The sequence below is a fragment of the Streptomyces sp. NPDC048389 genome, assembly GCF_040706335.1.
GTDB lineage: Bacteria > Actinomycetota > Actinomycetes > Streptomycetales > Streptomycetaceae > Streptomyces.
Genome location: NZ_JBEZKP010000034.1, coordinates 53,361 through 76,417 on the forward strand (window position 1 = coordinate 53,361; position 23,057 = coordinate 76,417).

Sequence of the window (23,057 nt, forward strand, 5' to 3'; positions counted from 1 at the left end):
AGAGAGGTCGTCCATCATGACAACCATCGCGCAGGTATCACCGAGAACCGCCGTCATGCCGCTGTACGCCGCCTGGGGCGCCGCCGCAGGCGTCGTCGGAGGCATCGGCATGGGGATCTGGATGTCCGTCTCCAGGCCGATGATGGACACCGCGATGATCACGATGGTCGCCGGTCTGCTGGGCTCCACGAACGCCGTCGCGGGCTGGCTCATCCACCTGGCCATCGCCATCTCCTTCGGTCTGGCCTTCGGCGCGCTCCTGGGGAACTACGCCCAGAAGATGCTGCCCGCAGCTGTGCTCGGGCTGGGGTACGGCGTCGTGGCCTGGCTGATCGGAGCGATGTGGATCATGCCCGCGAACATGGGCATGCCGGTCTTCGAGTGGAACGACGTCACCAGCTCCAGCTTCGGCGCCCATCTCGTCTTCGGGCTGCTGCTGGGACTGGCCTTCGCCTGCATCGCCTCGATGATGGGCAAGCGCACAGGGTCGGCCTGAGCATGGGACGCACACCGCCCAAGTCAGCCGGCACCCCGGGCGCGCCGCCGCCCCGGGGTGCTCCACCGGAGGGGTTTCCTTCACTCGAAGAGGTGCAGGTGAGCGGAGACGTCCCTGCCGAGGGACAGGTGCCCTACTGTCTGGCGGAGGGGGCCGACGCCCTGGCGGACCCGCCCTGGGGTGCGGCACCACCGCCCTGGGCCCCGGGCCGACGCGAGGACATAGGCCGCATGCGCGAGAACCATCAGGAAGACGCCGACCGTACCTGGTGCCTGTCCGAGGTCGACATCTTCTGCGACCTGAGCGAGCCGGAGATGGCGGCCATCGCGGCAGCCGCACCGATGAAGACCTACACCGCCGGCGAGATCCTCTACTCCCCGCCCCAGCCGTGCGAGGTGCTGTTCATCCTCAAACGCGGACGCATCCGCGTCTTCCGCGTCTCCGCCGAGGGCCGCGCCCTGACCACGGCGATCATCAACCCCGGCACGATCTTCGGTGAGATGGTGCTGCTCGGGCAGCGCATGTACGGCAACTACGCCGAGGCCCTCGACGACGTCACCGTCTGCGTGATGAGCCGCGACGATGTCCACCGGCTGCTGCTCTCGGAGCCGAGGATCGCCGCCCGGATCACCGCGATCCTCGGCCGCCGCCTCGCCGACCTCGAACAGCGCCTGTCCGACACCGTCTTCAAATCCGTCGCCCAGCGCGTCGCCTGCACTCTGATCACCCTCATCCCCGCGAAGCCGCCCAGCCGGCCGCTGCGCCCCATGGCCGGACACCCACAGGTCACCCTCACCCATGAGCAGGTGGCCGCCCTGGCGGGCACGTCCCGCGAGACGGTCACCAAGGTGCTGCGTGACCTGGCCGACCGGGGCCTGCTGAGGCTGGGCCGGGGCCGCATCACCGTGCTGGAGCCGGACCGGCTACGCGACGAGGCCGGGTAGCGCCCCCATCCGCAGTGCGAAAGCCATCCACCTGCCCGCGAGTACCGCCTGAGTAGACGGCTGCGGGGCCCGGTGCGTCCGCAGGCCCTGGTCACCGCTGGGAGGGAAGAGGCCGCTCCGATTCGATCAGTCCGCAGACCTCGGCCCCCGGGGCGGGTTCGGGGCGGGTGGCCGACGCGGCGAGTTCGGCCCGTATGGCCAGCAGATCGGCCACCAGCGTGTCGATCTCGCCGATGCGTTCCGCAAGCAGCGCGCGCACGGTGGCGCATGGCTGCTGGGCGCTTTCGCGGCGGGCCCGCAGGATGCGTGCGGCAGCGTCAAGGCCGAGGCCGAGATCCCGGGCACGGCGCACGAACACCGCGGTGCCCACCGCCTGCGGAGCGAACAGCTGATACCCCGAGGCCGTGCGCTCGACCGGGGCCAACAGCCCACGCCCGATCCACACCCGCACCGCCTTGCGGGTGACCTGCGCCGCCGCGGCGAGCTGCCCGATGGTCAGCAGCTCCCGGCTGTCATACCGCATACGCATCACCTCCGGCGTGTCCGTGTTGACCATGCCCCAGGGGCACGGCTCCACCATCGAAAGCACCGAAACAACCCGGCACATTCCACTCACGAGGAAGAAGGTACGCGCCATGCCGATGAAACAAGGCGAGACCTACACCTGCCCCTGCGACACCTGCGACTGCACCATCCAGGTCCTGGTGTCCGCCCCGGCCGACTGCCCCGGGACGGCCCCGACCTGCTGCTGCGGGAAGCTCATGGTCAAGTCCGAGAGTTGAGGCGAGCGGTAAGCAGCGAGTGCCCCGCCCGGTGAGCCGGCCCGCAGGCCCGGCGCAGCAACCCGGCCGGGAGCACATCACCGCTTTCCGGCACTGTCCCGGCATCATCGAGGTGATGCCGGGACGCACTGTGGACCGGAGTCCCACCTCCTGTGCCGGGCACTGAGGCTCGGCGGGGCTCCGCTGGTTCACTCGGCGCAGCAGGACAGCATGTCCACGTCCCGGGTGAAGGTCTGGGCGGCGAGCTTGAGGGCCTCGGCCATGGTCAGGTACGGCGCCCAGGTGTGCGCCAGCTGGTCGACGGTCATCCCCGCGCTGATCGCGTACGTAGCGGCGGTGATGACGTCTCCCGCGCCTTCGGCGACGGCATGCACGCCGAGCACGCGGCCGGTGGCCGCCTCGGTGACGATCTTCACCAGGCCGCGGGTGTCCCGGTTGACCAGCGCCCGGGGCACGTGCGCCAGCGGCAGCGTACGGCAGTCGCAGTCGATGCCGGCCTCAGCCGCCTGGGCGTCGGTCATACCCACCGAGGCCAGGGCGGGGCTGGTGAAAGTGACCCGGGGCAGGCTCGTGTAGTCCAGCGACCGCCGCGAACCGTCGAAGGCAGCATCAGCCGCCAACGCACCCTGAGCCGCGGCGACATAGACGAACTGCGCCTGACCGGTGACATCCCCGGCAGCCCAGATCCTCGGATGCGTGGTGCGCGACTGCTCGTCCACGACCACCTCGCCCAGCGCACCGGTCTTCACTCCGACCCGCTCCAGACCCAGCCCAGCGGTGACGGGACGACGGCCCGTCGCCATCAGCAGCTGCTCGGCCCGCAGGTCCCCGGCCGTGGTGGAAAGGACATAGCCGGCCGCGTCCCGCCGGACGGCGGTGACAGTCATGCCGGTGCGGACCGCGATGCCCTCGTCCGCGAAGACCTCCTCGATCGCGGCGGAGACCTCCGGCTCCTCGAACGGGGCGAGCCGCTCCAGCATCTCGACCACGGTGACCCGCGTACCGAGCCGGGAGAAGAGCTGGGCCTGCTCCAGCCCGACCGCGTTACCGCCCACGACGACCATCGACTCGGGCAGCCGGCCCAACTCCATCGCACTGGTGGAGGTCAGGTACCCGGCCTGCTCCAGCCCTTCCACAGCCGGCACCCACGGGGCGGCGCCCGTGGCGATTAGATAGCGCCCGGCCTCGATCCGCCTCTCACCGCCGTCCTCGGACGTAACCCGTAGGACCGGGCCGTCGGAATCCCCACCGAAGGCGGCGCTGCCACGGATGATCTCCCAGCCGTAACCGGCCACGAGGCCGGTGTACTTGTGGGCCCGCAAGTCCTCGACCAGCGCGTCCTTCCCCCTGATCAAAGCGGAAAGGCCGACCGGGACATCCTGCGCGGCCAGGCCGGGGAAACGCCCCGCGACCTGGGCCGTGTGACGTGCCTCGGCGGCGGCCAGCAGCGCCTTGGACGGCACACAGCCGACGTTGACACAGGTGCCACCGGTCGTGCCACGCTCGATCATCACCACGCGCTTGCCCTTACCGGTCGCGGCGATGGCGGCGGCGAAGGCGGCCGACCCGGAACCGATGACCGCCAAGTCGAAACCGGCGTCCGTACCTGTCATGACGCTGCCTCTCTCCCAGTGCCGGACCGCGCAGGACCCGCCAGCTATTCGCTCTTCCGAATAGGTCAATACTGGAATACTATTCGGCTAGGCAAATAGTTCAAGGTATGGAGGCCCCTCGCATGCTCCAGCGCCCCACCCCGGCCGCACCGGCCACCCCGGCGGGCACATGCCCGCACACCGACACGGTGGCGACGTTCTTCCGCGCCCTGGCCGACCCCACCCGGCTGAAGCTGCTGGAATTCATCCTCGGCGGCGAGCGCACCACCGCCGAATGCGTCGCCCACGCCCAGATCTCCCAGCCCAGGGTGTCGGTCCACCTGTCCTGCCTGACCGACTGCGGCTACGTCACCGCCCGCCGCGACGGCCGCAGACTGCTCTACTCCGTCGGCGACCAGCGCGTCGCGGACCTGGTCGTACTCGCCCGCACCCTGGCCGCCGACAACGCCACCGCTCTGACTTGCTGCCCCCGCATCGACCCCGCACGCACCGAAGAAGGCGACCCCCGTTGAACGGCAACGACCGGCCGCCCCGGCCAGCCGGTGCACTGGCCGCCGTCGGGGCCGGGCTGGTGATGGTGGCCTGCTGCGCCGGACCGGTGCTGCTGGTCGGCGGCGCGCTCGGCGCCCTCGGCGGCGTACTGCGAAACCCCTGGATCATCGCGGCGGCCACCGCCGTGGTGGCCGCCGCGATCGCCGTGCTCGTCCGCCGCCGTCGCGCAGGCCGCAGGGCCTGCTGCCCGCCCGCGCTCAGCCCTGAAGGCCAGAAGCAGGTGGAACGTCCAGGTCGGTACGGGCGTAGTGGTTGAAGTAGTTCGTGAACAGGTTCGCCACCACATGCGCAAACGCCTCGGTCAGCTCGACATCACTCCAGCCCGCATCCAGGCCGCGCTGCCACGTCGCATCGTCCACCTCCCCGACCGCGGAAGCGATCGCTCGTACGACGGCGACCAACGCGGCCAGCTTCGGATCGAAGTCGACCTCTCCGCGGCGGATGGCCACGGTCTGCTCCTCGCTCAACCCGGCCGCCTTGCCCGACAGAGTGTGGGCGGACTGGCAGTAGTCGCAGTGGTCGACCGCACCGACCGCCAGCGCGACCGCCTCCCGCGTACGGGCGTCGAAGGTGCCGTGCTCCGCGATCGCGTCACTCATCGCGGCGTACGCCGCCAGCACCACCGGCGAATGCGCCATCTCCGCATGGATGTTCAGCAGCTTCCCGAACCGCTTCTCCAGCACCCGCAGCGCTTCACGGCTCTGCTCCGGAGCGCTGTCGACCGTATGGACCGGAATCCTGGACATCTACGTTGCCTCCATCGACTCACAACTGCCCGAACGGGCCGTACAGAAGGGAAACCCGCCGAGGGCACTGCCGCCTTCCAAGAGTCGCCCGGTGAAACGGAAGCCCGGACCGAGCCCACCGGGTTCCCCTGACGCCCCGCGAACAGCAAGGAGTGTGAGCCGACATGATGCGAGCGATCTTCAACGGCGTCGTCATCGCCGAAACCCCCCGCACCAAGCGCGTGGAAGGCAACGACTACTTCCCGCCCGAGGCCCTCAAACGCGACTACTTCACCGACAGCCCCACCAAGTCGCTGTGCCCTTGGAAGGGCATCGCCCGCTACTACTCCGTGACCGTCGACGGCGTCACCAACCCGGACGCAGCCTGGTACTACCCGCACCCCAGCCCACTCGCCCGCCGCATCAAGAACCACGTCGCCTTCTGGAACGGCGTCACCATCGAAGGCACCCGAGAGAAGAAGCCGGCGACGCGGAGCCACTGACCCCCTTCCTCGCCTGCCACCGCCCCGGCTCTCCTGAAACCCGGCCCGGAACCGCCGACGACAACACGGGTATTGCTGGGCATAGCAATAAGAGCGGAGGGTCGTGCCCCCTCCAGGCACACGCCGGACAGCGCGTCGGTGGGACTCGTCGAGACCGGGAACGGAAGCAAGAAGGGTGTTTGCTTCATCACGGCCCGGGATGGGGATAGCGACACGATGCGCCACAGCGAGGCGACACCGACCACGTCGCCAGCCGCCTCGCAAAGCGACACGACCTGTGGGGGACACGGTCTCTGCGGAAACAAACCTCCTGCGGCCTCTCGGCTTACCCGGGCTCCACTTCGCGCTCCAGCCGAAGGTGGGGCGCGGTGTCCATTGCGGCTGAGCACGAAGAAGAACCCCTGGCAGCTACGCGGAAGCGCGCTGCCTACTTCCTCGGGGCACGGCTTCAGGGCCCATGGACCTGACCGAAGTCTTCCCAGGCGGCAATGCTGGACGAAAGCTTGTAGGGAGGGAACAACAACAAAGCCGCCGTCCATCCGCCCCTGTCGAAGCTTCCGTCCACCGCCGCTGCACGCCATTTGCACGCTTGGCCACCGGTCGGCCACCAGGGGCAGCCTGGCGGAGCCTCTGGGCTGACGCACCGGCAGGAGTTAGGTCACGGAATGGAAAAAACCCCAGGTCACGGCGAGTGAGTCCTGGGGTTAATCCGAGCCGCCTTCGGGATTCGAACCCGAGACCTACGCATTACGAGTGCGTTGCTCTGGCCAACTGAGCTAAGGCGGCAAGCTGCGGACGTACGCGTCCTCGCGGGACACGCTCTCATCAGCAGCGGCGCCAAGTCTACAGGGTTCCCGGGGGTGCCCCGAACCACCTCCCGGTCGGCCCTGCGCCGGCCTCAGCAGCGCCTGCCGTCCTCGGGGGCCTTGCCCTCGAGGAGGTAGGTGTTGATCGCGGTGTCGATGCAGTCGCTGCCTCGACCGTAGGCGGTGTGGCCGTCACCGTCGTACGTCAGGAGCCGGCCGGACGACAGCTGGCCGGCGAGGCTCTCGGCCCACTTGTACGGGGTCGCCGGGTCGCGGGTCGTGCCGACGACCACGATCGGGGCCGCACCCTTCGCCTCGATGGCATGGGCCTTGCCGGTGGCCGGGGTGGGCCAGAAACCGCAGTTGAGGGAGGCCCAGGCGAAACCGCGGCCGAAGACCGGGGACGCCTTCTCGAACTCGGGGACCGCGGCGCGCACCTCTTCGGCACCGTCGAAGGCCGCCGGGAGGTCGAGGCAGTTCACGGCCGCGTTGGCGAACATCAGATTGGCGTACGAGCCGTCCGCCTCGCGCTCGTAGTAGCTGTCGGCCATGACCAGGAGCGGAGCGCCGTCGCCGTCCTGCGCGGCCGTGAGCGCGGAGCGCAGCTGGGGCCAGGCGCCGTCGTCGTACATCGCGGCGATCACGCCGGTGGTGGCCAGCGACTCACCGAGCGGGCGGTCCTCACCAGTGGGCACGGGCGAGGCGTCGAGTTTCGCGAACAAGTCCTTGAGCCGGTCGGTCGCATCGGCGACCGACGTCCTGCCCAGAGGGCAGTCCGACTTCTCGACGCAGTCGGCGGCGAATGCCTTGAAGGCGGTCTCGAAGCCGGCCGTCTGGTCGCGGTTCAGCTCGCGTGCCGGGAGCGACGGGTCCATCGCTCCGTCGAGGACCAGGCGACCCGTCCGGTCCGGGAACAGTTCGGCGTAGGTCGCGCCGAGGAAGGTGCCGTACGAGGCGCCGACGTAGTTCAGCTTCTCGTCGCCAAGGACCGCGCGCAGGACGTCCATGTCGCGGGCCGCCTCCGTGGTCGAGACATGGGGGAGGATCTTGCCCGATCGCTCCTCGCAGCCCGCCGCGAAGTCCTTGTACGCCTGTTCAAGCTTGGCGGCCTCCGCGGTGTCGTCCGGCGTCTGGTCGACCTGGGTGTACGTGTCCATCTCCGGGCCGGTCAGGCACTCGACGGGCTCACTGCGGGCGACACCGCGGGGATCGACGGCCACCATGTCGTAGCGGGCGCGTACCGGGGCGGGGTAGCCGATGCCGGCGTACGCCTGGAGATATCCGACGGCCGAACCGCCGGGGCCACCCGGATTCACGAGCAGGGAGCCCAGCCGCTTGCCGGGCCCGGTCGCCTTGATCCGGGAGACGGCGAGCTTGATCGAGTCACCGTCGGGCTTCGCGTAGTCCAGCGGGGCCTTCATCGTGGCGCACTCGAAGCCGGGCACGCCGCACTCCCGCCAGTCGAGCTCCTGGCCGTAGTACGGCTCGAGCTCCGCGGAGGGCGCCGCCCGCCCGGCCGCTCCTGGTGTGTCGCGTTCCCCTGCCGACGGGCCGCCCGCCGTGCATCCGGAGACGAGGAGGCCGACCGTGGCCAGCGGAAGGGCGAAGGTGCGGAACAGGCGCCTGGTGTCCATCCAACGGAGCGTAATAGCAGCGGGCGGCCGATGCCGGTCCCGGCTCGCGCGAACCGACCGGTCGGGCCGGGCGGGCCCGGCGAGGTACGTCCATCGGTCGGTGCGCGCCTGGGGGCCGGCGTTCGTACGTGGACCGGCGCGGCCGTCCAAGGGCCTCACCAGCCCGGCCTGCCCGTACCCGGCCGCGCGGATCGCCGGAGGACGTCGGGGGCGGTCAGCGGCGCCCCCCCGCACTGTACGGCTCGCGTGAACCGCCGGAGCGTGAGCCCGCCCGTACACACACGGGCGCGCAGATCGCCGGAGGACGTCAGCCCGCCCGCAGCGAGACCGCCATCGCCTCGACGGCCAGGAGCGGTGCCACGTTGCGCTCCAGCGCCTTACGGCAGGCGACCACCGCCTCTATCCGCCGAAGCGTGCCCTCCGGTGTGGAGCTCCGGGCGACACGGTCGAGGGAGTCCCGTACGTCGCCGTTGGCCGGCTCCACCCGCGACCCCAACTGAAGCGCCAGCACATCACGGTAGAAGCTGGTGAGGTCGGTGAGCGCGAGGTCGAGGCTGTCGCGCTGCGTGCGGGTCTTGCGGCGCTTCTGCCTGTCCTCGAGCTCCTTCATCGCGCCGGCCGTCCCGCGCGGCATCCGACCGCCTGCCTGCGCGCCGAGCGCGGCCTTGAGATCCTCGGTCTCCTTGACGTCGATGTCCTCCGCGACCTGCTTGGCGTCCTCCGCGGCCGCGTCGATGAGCTCCTGTGCGCCTCTCAGACAGCCGCCGATGTCCTCCACGCGCAGAGGCAGCTTGAGAACCGCGGTACGGCGGGCACGGGCCCGCTCGTCGGTGGCGAGCCGGCGGGCCCGGCCGATGTGGCCCTGGGTCGCGCGGGCCACGGCCGCCGCGACGTCCGGTTCGATGCCGTCTCGCCTGATCAGCACGTCGGCCACGGCGGCCGCCGGTGGCGTACGCAGGGTGAGGTGGCGGCAGCGGGAACGAATGGTGGGCAGCACGTCCTCGATGGACGGCGCGCACAGGAGCCAGACCGTGCGCGGCGCCGGCTCCTCGACCGCCTTCAGCAGGACGTTCCCCGCGCCCTCTGTGAGGCGGTCGGCGTCCTCCAGGATGATCACCTGCCAGCGACCGACCGCCGGCGAGAGCTGGGCGCGGCGGACGAGCTCACGGGTCTGGCCGACGCCGATGGAGAGCAGGTCGGTGCGGATCACCTCGACGTCGGCATGCGTCCCCACAAGCGCGGTGTGGCACCCGTCACAGAAGCCGCAGCCCGGCGCGCCGCCGAGGGCACGGTCGGGGCTGGTGCACTGCAGCGCGGCGGCGAACGCACGGGCGGCGGTGGACCGTCCCGAGCCGGGCGGGCCGGTGAACAGCCACGCGTGCGTCATCTTGGACGCGGCGGGTACCGGTGCCCCCGCAGACTGGGCGGTGACCTGCGCGTCCGCGTCCCGCGCGGCGGCGGAGAGCTGCTCCTGGACACGCTCTTGGCCGACCACGTCGTCCCACACGGCCATGTGCCGTCACCGCCTTTCGTGCTGCGGTCTCCCATTGTGGCGGAGAGCACCGACAGTGCCGTCCACTTCCTCGACAGGCTCTGCCGTGACGAGGAAGCGCTGCGGAAGGCCCGGCGGACGCCGTACAGGCTCAGCCGACGAAGGGGACCGGTCCCCGTGGGCCCGGTCCCCTTCGTCGGCATCGGATCACCCGGCGCTGCGGTCAGCCGCGCCTGCCCCGGCGACCGCGGCCGCCGTCGTCCTCGTCGTCCTCACGCGGGCCGAGAAGCTCGTCCGCGAGCGTCGGCAGATCGTCGAGCGGCGTCTCCTCCGCCCAGTCGGAGCGGCGGCGCGGGCGCTCCGCCGGGGGATCGACCTGCGGGAGTTCCGTGGTGCGCTCGTTCCCGTTCTCGCCGCGCTGCTCCTCGCGCTCGTCGCGGAAGACGCCCGGCGGCACCCGGTCGGACCGACCGGACGGACCGGCGTCACGTACCGGCGGCAGGACCGCCGTCTCGTCCGCCGCACGCTCTTCCCGTACCGGCGGCAGGACCGCCGTCTCGTCCGCCGCACGCTCCTCGCGCACCGAGGGCAGCATGGTCGTCTCTGCCTCGTCCGGAACCTTGGGCAGCACGCTCGTCGCGTCGTTCGCTCCGCCCGGGACCGGAACCTCCTGCGTCACCTCGTCGGGCCTGACGACCGGAGTGGGCATCGTGGTCTCGGCGGCCGACGCGGCAGTGACGGAAGCCGCGGCGGCCTCCGCCGCCCGGCGGGCCTCCTCGGCGCGCAGCAGCGCCTCCTCCGCCTTGCGCTGCTTCTCCAGACGGCGCTCCTCGGCCTCCTTGCGCAGCCGGGCCTCTTCCTCGGCCTGCTTGCGCAGGCGTTCCTGCTCCGCCTCGCGAGCCTTCTCCTCGGCCTCGCGGCGCCGCCGCTCCGCTTCGGCCCGGCGCCGGGCCTCTTCCGCCCGCTGCCGGGCTTCCTCCGCCTGCCGCTCGGCCTCCCGCTGCCGCGCCTCCTCGAGCTCGCGGCGCTTGCGCTCCTCCTCCTCGGCGCGGAGCCGGGCGAGCTGCTCCTGCCGCTCGCGTTCGAGGCGCTCCTCCTCGGCCTTGCGGGCGGCCTCTTCCTCGGCCTTCCGGCGGGCTTCCTCCTCGGCCGCCCTGCGTGCCTCTTCCCGGGCCTTGATCTCCGCCTCGGACAGGGGCAGCAGCTGGTCGAGCCGGTGCCGTACGACGGTGGTGACCGACTCGGGTTCCTGGCCGGCGTCGATGACGAGATAGCGGCCGGGGTCGGCCGCGGCCAGCGTCAGGAAGCCGGAGCGCACCCGCTGGTGGAACTCCGCCGGCTCCGACTCGAGACGGTCCGGCGCCTCGGTGAAGCGCTCCCTCGCGGCCTCCGGCGAGACGTCGAGCAGCACGGTCAGGTTCGGTACGAGGCCGTCCGTCGCCCAGCGTGAGATCCGGGCGATCTCGGTCGGCGACAGGTCGCGGCCGACGCCCTGATAGGCGACGGACGAGTCGATGTACCGGTCGGAGATGACGACCGCGCCGCGGTCGAGCGCCGGACGGATCACCGAATCGACGTGCTCCGCCCGGTCAGCCGCGTACAGCAGTGCCTCCGCCCGGTTGGACAGTCCGGCACTCGACACGTCGAGCAGGATGGAGCGCAGCCGCTTGCCGACCGGAGTCGCACCGGGCTCGCGGGTGACGACCACTTCGTGGCCCTTGGCGCGGATCCACTCGGCGAGGGCCTCGACCTGGGTGGACTTGCCGGCCCCGTCGCCGCCCTCGACGGCGATGAAGAAGCCGCCCGTCGCGGGGGCCTGCGCCGGATCGGCCCCGCCGCGCAGGGCGTCGCCGAGGTCACGGCGCAGCGGTACACCGGACCGGTCGTCGGTCTTGGCCAGCACGATCGCGGCGACGGGCAGCAGCAGCGCTCCGACGAGCATGAGCGTGAACGCGGCCCCGCCGTGTGCGAAGACGAAATCGCCTGTCGCCAGCCGGTGGGGACCGATCGCGGCGGCGAGCAGGGGAGCGGCGACCGCGGCGAGCGCGATGACGGCGCGGACGACCGCCTGCAGGTGCGAGGTGAGCCGGGGCCGGCGGAACTCCTCGGTCTCCTGGTCGATGAGGGTGTGGCCGGTGTTCGCGGCGACGCCCGCGAACACGCCCGCGACCGTGGCGAGGAACAACCCGGTCGCCGTGTCCGGCACGAGGCCCAGCGCGAGCAGCGCGACACCGGTCACGGCGACGGCGAGCGGCAGCAGCCTGCGGCGTGACAGCGAGGGCAGTACGGAGCCGGCCCCGCGGATACCGGCGGCGGTGCCGCCGATCAGCGCGAGGATCAGCAGGGCGAACGTCACGGGCCCACCGCCGAGGTCGACGGCGTGCAGCACGGCGACGGCGGCCGCGGAGGCGATGGCCCCGGTGACGGCGGCGCAGGCGACGACGAACAGCGGCATGCCGCCGGTGCGGCCCTTGTCCGCGCCGTCGCCCGCGGACGGCCGGCGCAGGCCCTCGAGCGGTGAACGCGGTCGGGGCGTCTGGGAGCCGGGCAGTTCGACGAAGTACAGGATCGACACGGACGCCGCGAAGAGCCCTGCCGCGACGTAGGACGCAAGGGCTGCCTGGTGGGCGGAGAACCAGTCGATGCCCGTACCCAGCAGATTGCTGAACAGGGTGGCGACCAGCAGCACCGCGGCGGCGACGGGGATGACCGCGAAGCCGGTGCGCAGCCAGAGCCTGCGCAGCGCGTCGAGGTGGTCGGGCAGCGGCCGGACCGCCGCGCCCTCCGGCGGCGGCGCGGGCAGCAGCGAGGGCGCGGCGCCTTCACGGGCGACGGTCCAGAACCGCTCCGCGACACCGGTCAGGAAGACCGTGACAAGAAGAATCGCGAGAGCCTTGTCGGGCAACCAGTCGATCCACAGGGGTGCCACCACGAGCAGTGCCAGTCGCAGCCCGTCGGCCCCGATCATGGTCCAGCGCCGGTCCAACGGGCCGCCGGGTGCCGTCAGCGAGGTCATGGGACCGAGGAGTACGGCTCCGAAGAGCAACGTGGACAGCACGCGGGCGCCCAGCACGGCGGCGACCGCGAAGGCCGCCCCGCGGTACCCGCTGCCGAACGCGCCCGACGCCACCGCCGCCTGGAGCGACAGCAGCAGGAGGACGAGAACGGCGAGTGCGTCGGCGACACCGTCGACCACCTGCGCGTTCCACAGTCGCCTCAGCGGCGGGTGGCGCAGCAGGGAGCGCACGGCCCGTTCACGTGAGTCCGTGGCGAGTGTGTCGGAATCCGATGCGTCTGCGGCAGTCTCTGAAGCGGTGTTCTTGACCGCCTGCTGATCGGCTGGCTGCTCGGCTCGCGTCATTCGGCCAGCCTATCCGGAGCCGCATGCTCCCCGGAGGAGTGTCCGAACATACGGGCGCTTTGTGGCAAGGGTGTGAAGTTCCCCTGCCACAAAGCGCCCGTATGCGGTCGCCGAGGGCCTACTCCTCCGACGCCGCGGCGGTCTTCCTTGCCGCGGTCTTCGCCGTCGTCTTCTTGGCCGTGGTCTTCTTCGAGGCGGTTGCCTTCTTGGCGACGGTCGTCTTCGCCGCGGCCTTCTTGGCTGCCGTCTTCTTGGCCGGAGCCTTCTTGGCCGGGGTCTTCTTGGCCGCTGTCTTCTTCTTCGCGGGGCCCTTGGCACGCTTCTCGGCAAGCAGCTCGTAGCCGCGCTCGGGCGTGATGTCCTCGACGCTGTCGCCGGTCCTCAGCGTGGCGTTCGTCTCGCCGTCCGTGACGTACGGGCCGAAGCGGCCGTCCTTGACGACCACGGGACGCTCGCTCACCGGGTCGGTGCCCAGTTCCTTCAGCGGCGGCTTGGCGGCGGCCCGGCCACGCTGCTTGGGCTGCGCGTAGATCGCCAGCGCCTCGTCCGGCGTGATGGAGAAGAGCTGCTCCTCGTTCTCCAGGGAGCGCGAATCGGTGCCCTTCTTCAGGTAGGGGCCGTAGCGTCCGTTCTGCGCCGTGATCTCGACGCCTTCGGCGTCGGTGCCGACCACCCGCGGCAGGGACATCAGCTTCAGCGCGTCATCGAGGGTGACCGTGTCCAGGGACATGCTCTTGAAGAGCGAGGCCGTACGCGGCTTGACCGCGTTCTTGCCCGTCTTCGGGGTGCCCTCGGGCAGGATCTCCGTGACGTACGGGCCGTAGCGCCCGTCCTTCGCGACGATCTGGTGCCCGGTGGCCGGGTCGGTGCCCAGCTCGAAGTCGCCGCTCGGCTTGGCGAGCAGCTCCTCCGCGTACTCGACGGTGAGTTCGTCGGGTGCGAGATCGTCCGGGACGTCGGCACGCTGATGGCCCTCGGCGTCCTTCTCACCGCGCTCGACATACGGCCCGTAGCGGCCGACGCGCAGCTTGATGTCGTTGCCGACGGGGAAGCTGGAGATCTCCCTGGCGTCGATCGCGCCGAGGTCGGTGACCAGTTCCTTGAGGCCGCCGAGGTGGTCGCCGTCGCCGTTGCCCGCCTCGGAGGCGGCGCCGGCAGCGTCACCCTCACCGAAGTAGAAGCGCTTCAGCCACGGCACGGCCTGCGCCTCACCCCGCGCGATGCGGTCGAGGTCGTCCTCCATCCGCGCGGTGAAGCCGTAGTCGACGAGCCGGCCGAAGTGCTTCTCCAGCAGGTTGACCACGGCGAAGGAGAGGAACGAGGGGACGAGGGCCGTCCCCTTCTTGAAGACGTAGCCGCGGTCGAGGATCGTGCCGATGATCGAGGCATAGGTCGACGGGCGGCCGATCTCGCGCTCTTCCAGTTCCTTGACCAGGGATGCCTCGGTGTAGCGGGCCGGCGGCTTGGTGGCGTGGCCGTCGACCGAGACCTCCTCGGAGGCCAGGGCGTCGCCCTCGGCGACCTGCGGCAGGCGCCGCTCGCGGTCGTCGAGCTCCGCGTTCGGGTCGTCGGCGCCCTCGACGTACGCCTTCATGAAGCCGTGGAACGTGATGGTCTTGCCGGATGCGGTGAACTCGGCGTCCCGGCCGTCGGAGGCCCGGCCGCCGATCCTCACGGTGACCGAGTTACCGGTCGCGTCCTTCATCTGAGAAGCGACGGTCCGCTTCCAGATCAGCTCGTAGAGCCTGAACTGGTCGCCGGTCAGCCCGGTCTCCGCGGGTGTGCGGAAGCGGTCGCCGGAGGGGCGGATCGCTTCGTGCGCCTCCTGCGCGTTCTTCACCTTGCCGGCGTACACCCGCGGCTTGTCCGGCAGGTAGTCGGCGCCGTAGAGCTGCGTGACCTGCGCACGGGCCGCGGAGACGGCCGTGTCGGAGAGGGTGGTGGAGTCCGTACGCATATAGGTGATGAAGCCGTTCTCGTACAGCTTCTGTGCGACCTGCATGGTGGCCTTGGCCCCGAAGCCCAGCTTCCGGGATGCCTCCTGCTGCATCGTCGTCGTACGGAACGGCGCGTACGGCGAGCGGCGGTACGGCTTGGACTCGACCGAGCGGACGGCGAACGAGGCGTTCTCCAGCGCGGCGGCCAGCGCCCGGGCGTTCGCCTCGTCGAGGTGGAGCACCTGGTCGGACTTGAGGCGGCCGTCCGCACCGAAGTCACGGCCCTGCGCCACACGCCGCCCGTCGACGGTGTTCAGCCGGGCGGTGAGCGTGGACGGGTCAGACGTGTCACCGGCCCGGCCGGTGGAGAAGGTGCCGGTCAGGTCCCAGTACTCGGCGGAGCGGAAGGCGATGCGCTCACGCTCGCGCTCGACGACGAGACGGGTGGCGACGGACTGCACACGCCCGGCGGACAGCCGGGGCATGACCTTCTTCCACAGGACCGGCGAGACCTCGTAGCCGTAGAGACGGTCGAGGATGCGGCGGGTCTCCTGGGCGTCGACCATGCGCTTGTTGAGCTCACGCGGGTTGGCGACGGCGTCGCGGATGGCGTCCTTGGTGATCTCGTGGAAGACCATGCGGTGGACGGGGACCTTGGGCTTGAGGACCTCGAGGAGGTGCCACGCGATGGCTTCGCCCTCGCGGTCCTCATCGGTTGCGAGGTAGAGCTCGTCGGATTCGGCGAGCTGCTCCTTCAGCTTCCTGACCTGGGCTTTCTTGTCCGCATTGACGACATAGATCGGCTGGAAGTCGTGTTCGACGTCGACGCCGAGGCGCCGCACCTCACCGGTGTACTTCTCCGGCACCTCTGCGGCGCCGTTCGGCAGGTCGCGGATGTGCCCGACGCTCGCCTCGACGACATAGCCGGGGCCGAGATAGCCCTTGATCGTCTTCGCCTTGGCAGGCGACTCGACGATCACGAGTCGGCGGCCGCCCTGTGCGGTCTCGCTGGTCGGGGACAACTTCGCTCTTCTCTCCGGTCGACGCTCGATGGGCGCTCACAGCACTGCGGCACACGGTGGTGATGCCTTGCTGCGCTGCTGTGGCGCTGCTGTCGCTGCGGAGTGTGACGGTACAACCCGCCCCCGTGTCAAACGGCGAAAGCCCGCAACGGCCACTCGAACGGTAACCCGAGTCCAGCCCTTCATGCCGCCCGGATCGGCACGTCGCCTCCCGGGCACCGCCTCACAGGCGGCTGAAGCACCACACCGCGAGAGTGAGGAATGCCGCACCGAACAGCATGCCGAAGGTGCCGGCCGTGGCCGGGGTCACTCCGTGTGCGACGGGTCGGCGGTGCGCCAGTCGCGTCCCGGTCCACAGCAGCAGCGCGGCCCCGAACAGGGCGAATGCCGTCCCGGCGAAGATCGCTGGCCCGCTCTCCATACCCGTACCCGGTCCTTCCCTGGTGCCGAGGTCCTTGCAGGGCGAGGCTGGCACCCCGGGGCGTCGTAAGCACGAATTGCGGGTGAACGCCGCGTGGGGTTCACCCACCCGGTCGCGGGCGATGTCACAGGAAATGCGGCCGCAAAACGAACCTTGGCCGGATTTCCCTGTCGATTCCGGCCACCGGATGGGAGGCCCGGAACGGGGCTCGTCAGGGGCCGCGTGCACTTCGGTGCGGCGGCGGCCGGTGAGCGAGCGACCGGAGGACCCGCACCAGGCGACTGTCGCCACGACGCCCGGCGAGCCCGGGTGAGGCAACCTTCGGGCATGGCGGGCTGAGGGCCCGGGCCAGGCAACCTTCGGGCACGACGCCCGGCGAGCCCGGGTGAGGCAGCCATCGTTACGGCGGCAAGAAACCCATCCGGAGCGAGGCGGCTTCAGGAAGCCTGGCAGACGTCGACTGCGGCCGTGGTCGGGGAGCGGCCCGCGGGCCGGGACAGCCGCCCGCCCCGGGCCGCCGGCTGGAAATCCGGCGCGGCTGCCGTCAGCGCGCGGCCGGTTCCAGGAAGCCCTCGTCGATCAGCAGGCGCAGAGCCTGCGGCGTGCGGTCGCGCAGCCGGACGGGGTCCTCACCGAGCAGCTGGGCGATGGCGTCGAGGATCTGCCCGGCGCTCAGGCTGCCGTCGCACGCCCCGACGAAACCGCCACCGACCGTGTCGACCTTGGTGGCGCGCCGCATACCGCGGTGCTGCCGCAGCACCACATGCTCGGGGTCCTCGGCGCCCGGCAGCCCGACCTGCTCCTGCACGACCTCGTCGGCGAGCACGAAACGGTCCGCGAGCAGCGCCGCGTCATCCCGCGACCGCAGATACTCCTGCCGGTCGAAGTGCGCGCGCACACTGTCGCCGAGCGGCTGCTCGACCGGGTGCGGCCATTCCTCCGTGACGAGCGAGGGCCGCTCGGAACCGGACTTCCTGAGGGTGATCCAGCCGAAGCCGACTGCCTTCGTCTTCCGCGCCTCGAACTCGTCGAGCCAGGCGTCGTACCGCACCGCGTACTGTGCGGGATCGGTGCGATGGTCCCCGCTGTCCCGCAGCCAGAGCTCGGCGTACTGCGTCACGTCCTGCACCTCGCGCTGCACGATCCAGGCGTCACAGCCACGCGGCACCCAGGAACGCAGCCGTTCCTGCCAGTCCTCCCCTTCCACGTGCTGCCAGTTGGCGAGGAACTGGGCGTATCCCCCGTCATTGAGTCTGTCCCCAGCCTCCGACACCAGGGCGCGGCACAGCTCGTCGCCGCCCATCCCGCCGTCCCGGTAGGTCAGCCGGGCACCGGGGGAGATGACGAACGGCGGGTTCGACACGATCAGGTCGTACGTGTCGGAGCCGACGGGCTCGAACAGGGAGCCTTCGCGGAGATCGGCCTCCATGGCGCCGGACAGGGCGAGCGTGAGCCGGGTGAAGTGCAGTGCGCGGGGGTTCAGATCGGTGGCCGTCACCCGTGTCGCGTGCTGGGCGGCGTGCAGCGCCTGGATGCCGGAGCCGGTGCCCAGGTCCAGCGCGGACGCCACGGGCGTGCGGACGGTGATACCGGCGAGCGTGGTGGACGCCCCGCCGACCCCGAGGACCACTCCTTCACCCCGGCCGCCGGCACCCCCCGCGCCGCCGACCGCGCAGCCGAGGTCGGAGACGATGAACCAGTCCTGCCCTTCCGGCCCGCCGTACGGTCGGACGTCCACCGCGGCCCGTACCTCGTCGCCGTCGCGCACCACCCAGCCGTCGGCGAGGCACTCCTCGAGGGGCAGCGCGGCACGCGCCTGCTCGTGCGGCACCGCGCGCTGGAGCAGGAACAGCCGAGTGAGGGTTTCCAGGGGGCCGGTCCCCCGCGTGGCGCGCAGGGAGGGCACGGTCTCGCTGCGGGCGAGCGCCGCATAGGCAGGCGCGCCGAGCAGGTCGAGCAGCCCGTCCGCGGTGAAAGCGGCGGCGAGAAGGGCTTCGCGGAGCCGGGGCGAGTGGTCGGGCACGGGGAGGCTGGTCGTACTCACCCGCCCATTGTCGCCGCCACCACTGACAACCGCCGCACGGCCCGGCACTTCACGGGCGCGGTGCGGGTCCGCGCCTCACGGACGGCGGGCGGGCCCCGGCACCGGCACCGGCACCGGCACCGGCACCGGCACCGGCACCGGCACGCTACAAGCGGGCGCCCTTGCGTGCTCGCGCCTCACGGGCGGCGTGCCGTGCGGAACCCTCCCGGACGCCGCACGGCCCGGCCCCTTCTCAGGAGCCGGCCCCCTCGGAGTCAGGTCCACGGCCCGGTCTACGCGTTGTCGGGCGACACGGAGCCGCTCGCGGGACTGGACGTCTTGGCGCGCTGGCAGCCGGGCTGCTTCGCCATGGCCTTGCCCAATTCGCCCGACTGAAGCTTCTCGAGCGCCGCCTGGTCCATCCGCTCGATCTTCTTCAGGCCGTCCGCGACGGTCTGCAGGCCGTCGGCGAACTTCTGCTGGTTCTTGGGGTCGAGGTCGTCGACCTTCTTCTTCAGTTCCAGGTAGGCGGCCGCGGTGGCGTCGAGCTCCTTCACCGCGTCCTGCTGGAGCTTCTCACCGTTCTCGATCGGGGGCGCACCCGCGTCCCTGATTCCCTTGGCGAGCGCCTTGTCCGCCGCCGCGATGTCGGCGAACGCCTTGGAGTCGGCCGCCTGAATGTCGGCCGGCTTGCCGTCAGCGGCCGTGGAGATGATGGCCTGCTGGGCGTCGGCCCTCTTCTTGATCTGCGGCTGTGCCTGGTCGCAGACGTCCTTCGCCCAGGCGTTCACTTTTTCCTCGCTGTCGTCGCCGCAGCCCGACAGTGTGAGTACCAGTACCGCACCGCTGGACAGTGCGGCCGCAAGCTTCTTGTTCACCGGATCGGTCCCTTCCACGGCCTCTCGGCCCCGGAACATACACGCCAACTGGGCGACAATCGCGTGCCGTGCGCCTGATTAAGGTGGTATTGGGGCCATTTGCACCAAGGGAGACAAGCCTCACGCGGGCCACCGGCCCGCACACGGACGGGCGGGCGGAGCGGCTCGAGCCGCTCCGCCCGCCCGTTGAGATCGCGTCAGGAAACCACCGCCGCACCGGTCCGTTTCGTGCTGCGCTCTGCCGCGCCCTCGTCGTCGACGGCGATGCCGCGCCGCTTCGAGATGTACACGGAACCGACGATGATCAGGATCGCCAGGACCGCGATCACGGCACGCACGCCGGGGCTGGCGTCGTCGCCGTAGCTGAACTGGACGACCGCGGGCGCGATGAGCAGCGCCACCAGGTTCATCACCTTCAGCAAGGGGTTGATCGCCGGGCCGGCGGTGTCCTTGAACGGGTCGCCGACCGTGTCTCCGATGACCGTCGCGGCATGCGCCTCGCTGCCCTTGCCGCCGTGATGCCCGTCCTCGACGAGTTTCTTGGCGTTGTCCCAGGCACCACCCGAGTTGGCCAGGAAGACCGCCATCAGGAGGCCGGTGCCGATCGCACCCGCCAGGAACGACCCGAGGGCGCCCACCCCGAGCGAGAAGCCCACCGCGATCGGTGTCATCACAGCGAGCAGGCCGGGCGTGGTCAGTTCGCGCAACGCGTCCTTGGTGCAGATGTCGACGACGCGCCCGTACTCCGGCTTCTCCGTGTAGTCCATGATCCCGGGGTGCTCGCGGAACTGCCGCCGCACCTCGTACACGACCGCCCCCGCGGAACGGGAGACGGCGTTGATGGCCAGCCCGGAGAAGAGGAACACGACTGCCGCGCCGAGGACCAGGCCCACCAGGTTGTTGGGCTGCGAGATGTCCATCACCAGGTTCATCGGGGCGCCGTCGCCAAGCCTTTCGCCGACCTCCGAGGCCGCCGTCGCGATGGCGTCGCGATACGAGCCGAAGAGCGCCGCGGCCGCGAGAACGGCCGTGGCGATCGCGATGCCCTTGGTGATGGCCTTGGTGGTGTTGCCCACCGCGTCCAGGTCGGTCAGGACCTGGGCACCGGCGCCGGTGACGTCACCGGACATCTCGGCGATGCCCTGGGCGTTGTCGGCGACCGGGCCGAAGGTGTCCATGGCCACGATCACGCCGACGGTGGTGAGCAGACCGGTACCGGCCAGCGCCACCGCGAACAGGGCCAGCATGATCGACGTACCGCCGAGCAGGAAGGCCCCGTACACGCCGAGGCCGATCAACAGGGCGGTGTAGACGGCCGACTCGAGGCCGACGGAGATGCCGGCCAGCACCACGGTGGCCGGGCCGGTCAGCGAGGACTTCCCGATGTCCCGTACGGGGCGCCGGTTGGTCTCCGTGAAGTACCCGGTCAGCTGCTGGATCAGCGCCGCCAGGACGATGCCGATGGCGACGGCGACGAGCGCCAGCACCCGCGGGTCCCCGTCGTGCGCCTGGACCGCGGCGTCACCGACGCCGTCCAACTCGGCGTACGAACCCGGCAGGTAGACGAAGGCGGCCACTGCCACCAGGCCGAGCGAGATCAGCGCGGAGATGAAAAAGCCGCGGTTGATGGCCGTCATCCCGCTGCGGTCGGCGCGCCGCGGGGCGACCGCGAAGATACCGATCATCGCGGTGACCACGCCGATCGCCGGGACGATGAGCGGGAAGGCGAGGCCGGCGTCGCCGAACGCCGCCATACCGAGGATGAGTGCCGCGACAAGCGTCACGGCGTAGGACTCGAAGAGGTCAGCCGCCATGCCGGCGCAGTCGCCCACGTTGTCGCCCACATTGTCGGCGATGGTGGCGGCGTTGCGCGGGTCGTCCTCCGGGATGCCCTGTTCGACCTTTCCGACGAGGTCGGCGCCGACGTCGGCCGCCTTCGTGAAGATGCCGCCGCCGACACGCATGAACATGGCGATCAACGCGGCGCCGAGGCCGAAGCCTTCGAGTACCTTCGGCGCGTCGGCCGCGTAGACGAGTACGACACAGGAGGCACCGAGCAGGCCGAGGCCCACCGTGAACATGCCGACCACGCCTCCCGTACGGAAAGCGATCTTCATGGCCTTGTGCGAGACGGCCGTCAGATCCTTTTCCGGCTCGCCTTCCGCCGGTGTCGCTTCGCGCGCGGCAGCGGCGACGCGCACATTGGCCCGTACCGCAAGGCGCATCCCGATGTATCCGGTGGCTGCCGAGAAAAGCGCACCCACCAGGAAAAACAAGGAACGCCCGGCCCGCTGTGACCAGTCGTCGGCCGGGAGCAGCATCAGCAGGAAGAAGACCACAACGGCAAAGATGCCGAGTGTGCGCAGCTGCCGGGCCAGATAGGCATTCGCGCCTTCCTGTACGGCTGCCGCGATCTTCTTCATGGATTCGGTGCCCTCGCCCGCGGCGAGTACCTGGCGGACCAGGAGCTGGGCGACGACGAGCGCCGCCAGGGCGACAACCGCGATCACAATAACGATCAGTCGGTTGTCATTCGTGAGTACCGCGGCTGAGAGAGAAGTGGGGTGATCGATCAGGTGAGGGTTGAAGAGCCCCGCCATTCGTCCTCCTTGACGTTCAGAGCTCAAGATGTGGACGGATTGTAGGGAGCGGAACCTGATCAAAACAGGGCGCGGCAAATGCAATTGACCTTGACTTGCTCCTCAGAGAACGATCGGGCACCAAAATCAACCCCGAAAGAGGTAACGGGACAAAGGCATTGACCCCGAGTCGATGATCTAGAAAATACGGAGAGGCCCTGCTCAGCAGGGCCTCTTTCATTCGGGAACATCCGGAACGATCAGCTGACAGAAGATCGGTCGCAGCGGCGGCGCGGCTTCGCGCCGTACGCCACCGGGGACACAAGACTGTCCGATGCGCGCCGGTCCAACCGGTAACCCGTCCGGTGGAACCTCCGGTGAAGCCGTCCGGAAGCCGTTCGGCGGACCGGGTTCGATGGCGGTTTAGGGAACGCGGCTCAGTCGCCTCGGCGCGGGGTGGCCTCGGCGCGCCGGTTTCGGCCCAGTTGCGTCCACGGCGCCGGCCTCGGCGCGGTGAGCGCAAGACCGTCCAGTCCGCCTGAGCGGTCCGCCACGGTCCGCTCAGGGGGCGACGGTGACAGAGCTCAGGGAGCGGCCACGACCGATGCGACCGGCCAGCTCATACGGATGACGCCACCGTCCTCCGTGGTGGAGACCTCCACGTCGTCCACGAGACCGCTGATGACGGCGAGGCCCATCTCGTCCTCAGCCTCCGCGCCGTCCGTGTCGGCGCCCTCGGCACCCGCGCCGTCGGCGGAGACTGCCGTGGAGCCGGTGCCCGACGCCGGCACCTCGTCGCCGACCTCGATGGAGAAGGTCTTCTCCTCCTCGGCCAGGACCACCCGTACGGGCGCGGTGATGCCGTGGCTGCGGTGCAGCCCGACAGCGCGGCTGCATGCCTCCCCGACGGCGAGCCGGACCTCGTCCAGCACCGCCTCCTCGACCCCGGCGCGGCGAGCCACGGCAGCAGCGACCAGACGGGCCGTTCTGACGTGCTCGGGCTGGGCGCTGAAGCGGAGCTCGACGGTTGCCATGCAGTCCCCCTCGGACGTACGGACGTGCCTCTCAGGGGCCCGGGCTGGATGCCCGGGGCCCCTCTCTGCTTCCGGCAGACTCCGGCCGACCGTCAGTCGGTCGCGGCGACTGCTTCGTCGACCGTGGTGTGAATCGGGAACACCTTGGTCAGACCCGTGATCCGGAAGATCTTGAGAATGCGCTCCTGGTTGCAGACCAGGCGCAGGGAGCCCTCGTGCGCACGCACACGCTTGAGCCCGCCCACGAGCACGCCG

The 23,057-nt window shown here is 70.6% G+C and carries 18 protein-coding genes, 1 tRNA gene and 1 pseudogene; 6 read left to right on the forward strand and 14 right to left on the reverse strand.

Features of this window, described 5'->3' with window-relative positions:
• Nucleotides 1-16 precede the first annotated feature (16 nt).
• Both AB0903_RS22440 and AB0903_RS22445 read left to right on the forward strand, forming a co-directional pair.
• On the forward strand, nt 17-496 hold the full coding sequence (locus AB0903_RS22440) for a hypothetical protein (protein ID WP_366705407.1): 480 nt from the start codon (nt 17-19) through the stop codon (nt 494-496).
• Nucleotides 497-726: 230 nt separating this feature from the next.
• Entirely contained in the window at nt 727-1,440 is a 714-nt protein-coding gene (locus tag AB0903_RS22445; RefSeq protein ID WP_366705409.1) for a Crp/Fnr family transcriptional regulator, read from the forward strand.
• Between the two features lie 91 nt (nt 1,441-1,531).
• On the opposite strand, the gene AB0903_RS22450 is transcribed toward AB0903_RS22445, so the two are convergent.
• Nucleotides 1,532-2,077, reverse strand: coding sequence for a MerR family DNA-binding protein (locus AB0903_RS22450; protein WP_366705411.1), 546 nt, complete (start codon nt 2,075-2,077; stop codon nt 1,532-1,534).
• Here AB0903_RS22450 and AB0903_RS22455 point away from each other — a divergent pair.
• Nucleotides 2,076-2,222 carry a hypothetical protein gene (locus tag AB0903_RS22455; protein ID WP_366705413.1) on the forward strand — a complete coding sequence of 49 codons (147 nt, stop codon included), beginning with the start codon at nt 2,076-2,078 and terminating at the stop codon, nt 2,220-2,222. The two genes, AB0903_RS22450 and AB0903_RS22455, sit on opposite strands and share 2 nt — an antisense overlap.
• Before the next feature lie 188 nt (nt 2,223-2,410).
• Here the strand turns inward: AB0903_RS22455 and merA are convergent, their stop codons facing one another.
• The gene (gene merA, locus AB0903_RS22460) at nt 2,411-3,835 is read right to left on the reverse strand and encodes a mercury(II) reductase (protein WP_366705415.1); all 1,425 of its coding nucleotides are present in this window, start codon (nt 3,833-3,835) and stop codon (nt 2,411-2,413) included.
• 122 nt (nt 3,836-3,957) lie between these two features.
• Here merA and AB0903_RS22465 point away from each other — a divergent pair, with 122 nt between their 5' ends.
• Nucleotides 3,958-4,347, forward strand: a complete 390-nt coding sequence (locus tag AB0903_RS22465) for a metalloregulator ArsR/SmtB family transcription factor (RefSeq protein WP_366705417.1) — start codon at nt 3,958-3,960, stop codon at nt 4,345-4,347.
• Nucleotides 4,344-4,643, forward strand: a complete 300-nt coding sequence (locus AB0903_RS22470; protein WP_366705419.1) for a hypothetical protein — start codon at nt 4,344-4,346, stop codon at nt 4,641-4,643. The genes AB0903_RS22465 and AB0903_RS22470 overlap by 4 nt, the downstream gene beginning before the upstream one ends.
• Here the strand turns inward: AB0903_RS22470 and AB0903_RS22475 are convergent.
• Entirely contained in the window at nt 4,585-5,133 is a 549-nt protein-coding gene (locus AB0903_RS22475; RefSeq protein ID WP_366705421.1) for a carboxymuconolactone decarboxylase family protein, read from the reverse strand. The genes AB0903_RS22470 and AB0903_RS22475 overlap by 59 nt on opposite strands.
• Nucleotides 5,134-5,297: 164 nt before the next feature.
• On the opposite strand from AB0903_RS22475, the gene AB0903_RS22480 reads away from it, so the two are divergent.
• Nucleotides 5,298-5,615: a DUF427 domain-containing protein gene (locus AB0903_RS22480; protein WP_366705423.1), complete on the forward strand. Its 318-nt coding sequence runs from the start codon at nt 5,298-5,300 to the stop codon at nt 5,613-5,615.
• 712 nt (nt 5,616-6,327) lie between these two features.
• On the opposite strand, the gene AB0903_RS22485 is transcribed toward AB0903_RS22480, so the two are convergent.
• The 11 genes and pseudogenes from AB0903_RS22485 to bldG form a co-directional block, all read right to left on the reverse strand.
• A tRNA-Thr gene (locus AB0903_RS22485) sits at nt 6,328-6,401 on the reverse strand.
• Nucleotides 6,402-6,513: 112 nt separating this feature from the next.
• Nucleotides 6,514-8,055, reverse strand: coding sequence for an alpha/beta hydrolase (locus AB0903_RS22490; RefSeq protein WP_366705425.1), 1,542 nt, complete (start codon nt 8,053-8,055; stop codon nt 6,514-6,516).
• Between the two features lie 307 nt (nt 8,056-8,362).
• Complete coding sequence (locus AB0903_RS22495; protein ID WP_366705427.1) at nt 8,363-9,568, reverse strand: DNA polymerase III subunit delta'; 1,206 nt, start codon at nt 9,566-9,568, stop codon at nt 8,363-8,365.
• A 202-nt stretch (nt 9,569-9,770) separates the two neighbouring features.
• Nucleotides 9,771-12,908, reverse strand: coding sequence for a dTMP kinase (gene tmk / locus AB0903_RS22500; protein WP_366705429.1), 3,138 nt, complete (start codon nt 12,906-12,908; stop codon nt 9,771-9,773).
• Nucleotides 12,909-13,026: 118 nt separating this feature from the next.
• Nucleotides 13,027-15,867 carry a type I DNA topoisomerase gene (topA, locus tag AB0903_RS22505; RefSeq protein ID WP_366705431.1) on the reverse strand — a complete coding sequence of 947 codons (2,841 nt, stop codon included), beginning with the start codon at nt 15,865-15,867 and terminating at the stop codon, nt 13,027-13,029.
• 223 nt (nt 15,868-16,090) lie between these two features.
• The gene (locus AB0903_RS22510) at nt 16,091-16,288 is read right to left on the reverse strand and encodes a hypothetical protein (RefSeq protein ID WP_366705433.1); all 198 of its coding nucleotides are present in this window, start codon (nt 16,286-16,288) and stop codon (nt 16,091-16,093) included.
• A gap of 544 nt (nt 16,289-16,832) precedes the next feature.
• The gene (locus AB0903_RS22515; RefSeq protein ID WP_366705435.1) at nt 16,833-18,332 is read right to left on the reverse strand and encodes a methyltransferase; all 1,500 of its coding nucleotides are present in this window, start codon (nt 18,330-18,332) and stop codon (nt 16,833-16,835) included.
• Between the two features lie 272 nt (nt 18,333-18,604).
• Nucleotides 18,605-19,189 (reverse strand): small secreted protein, encoded by a 585-nt coding sequence (locus AB0903_RS22520; protein WP_366705437.1) that lies wholly within the window; start codon nt 19,187-19,189, stop codon nt 18,605-18,607.
• Nucleotides 19,190-19,386: 197 nt separating this feature from the next.
• Nucleotides 19,387-21,789: a sodium-translocating pyrophosphatase gene (locus AB0903_RS22525; RefSeq protein ID WP_366705439.1), complete on the reverse strand. Its 2,403-nt coding sequence runs from the start codon at nt 21,787-21,789 to the stop codon at nt 19,387-19,389.
• Between the two features lie 563 nt (nt 21,790-22,352).
• A complete protein-coding gene (locus tag AB0903_RS22530) occupies nt 22,353-22,802 on the reverse strand; it encodes an ATP-binding protein (RefSeq protein ID WP_366705441.1) in 450 nt (149 codons plus the stop codon).
• Between the two features lie 92 nt (nt 22,803-22,894).
• Nucleotides 22,895-23,057: pseudogene (gene bldG, locus AB0903_RS22535) on the reverse strand (anti-sigma factor antagonist BldG); the annotation flags it as partial.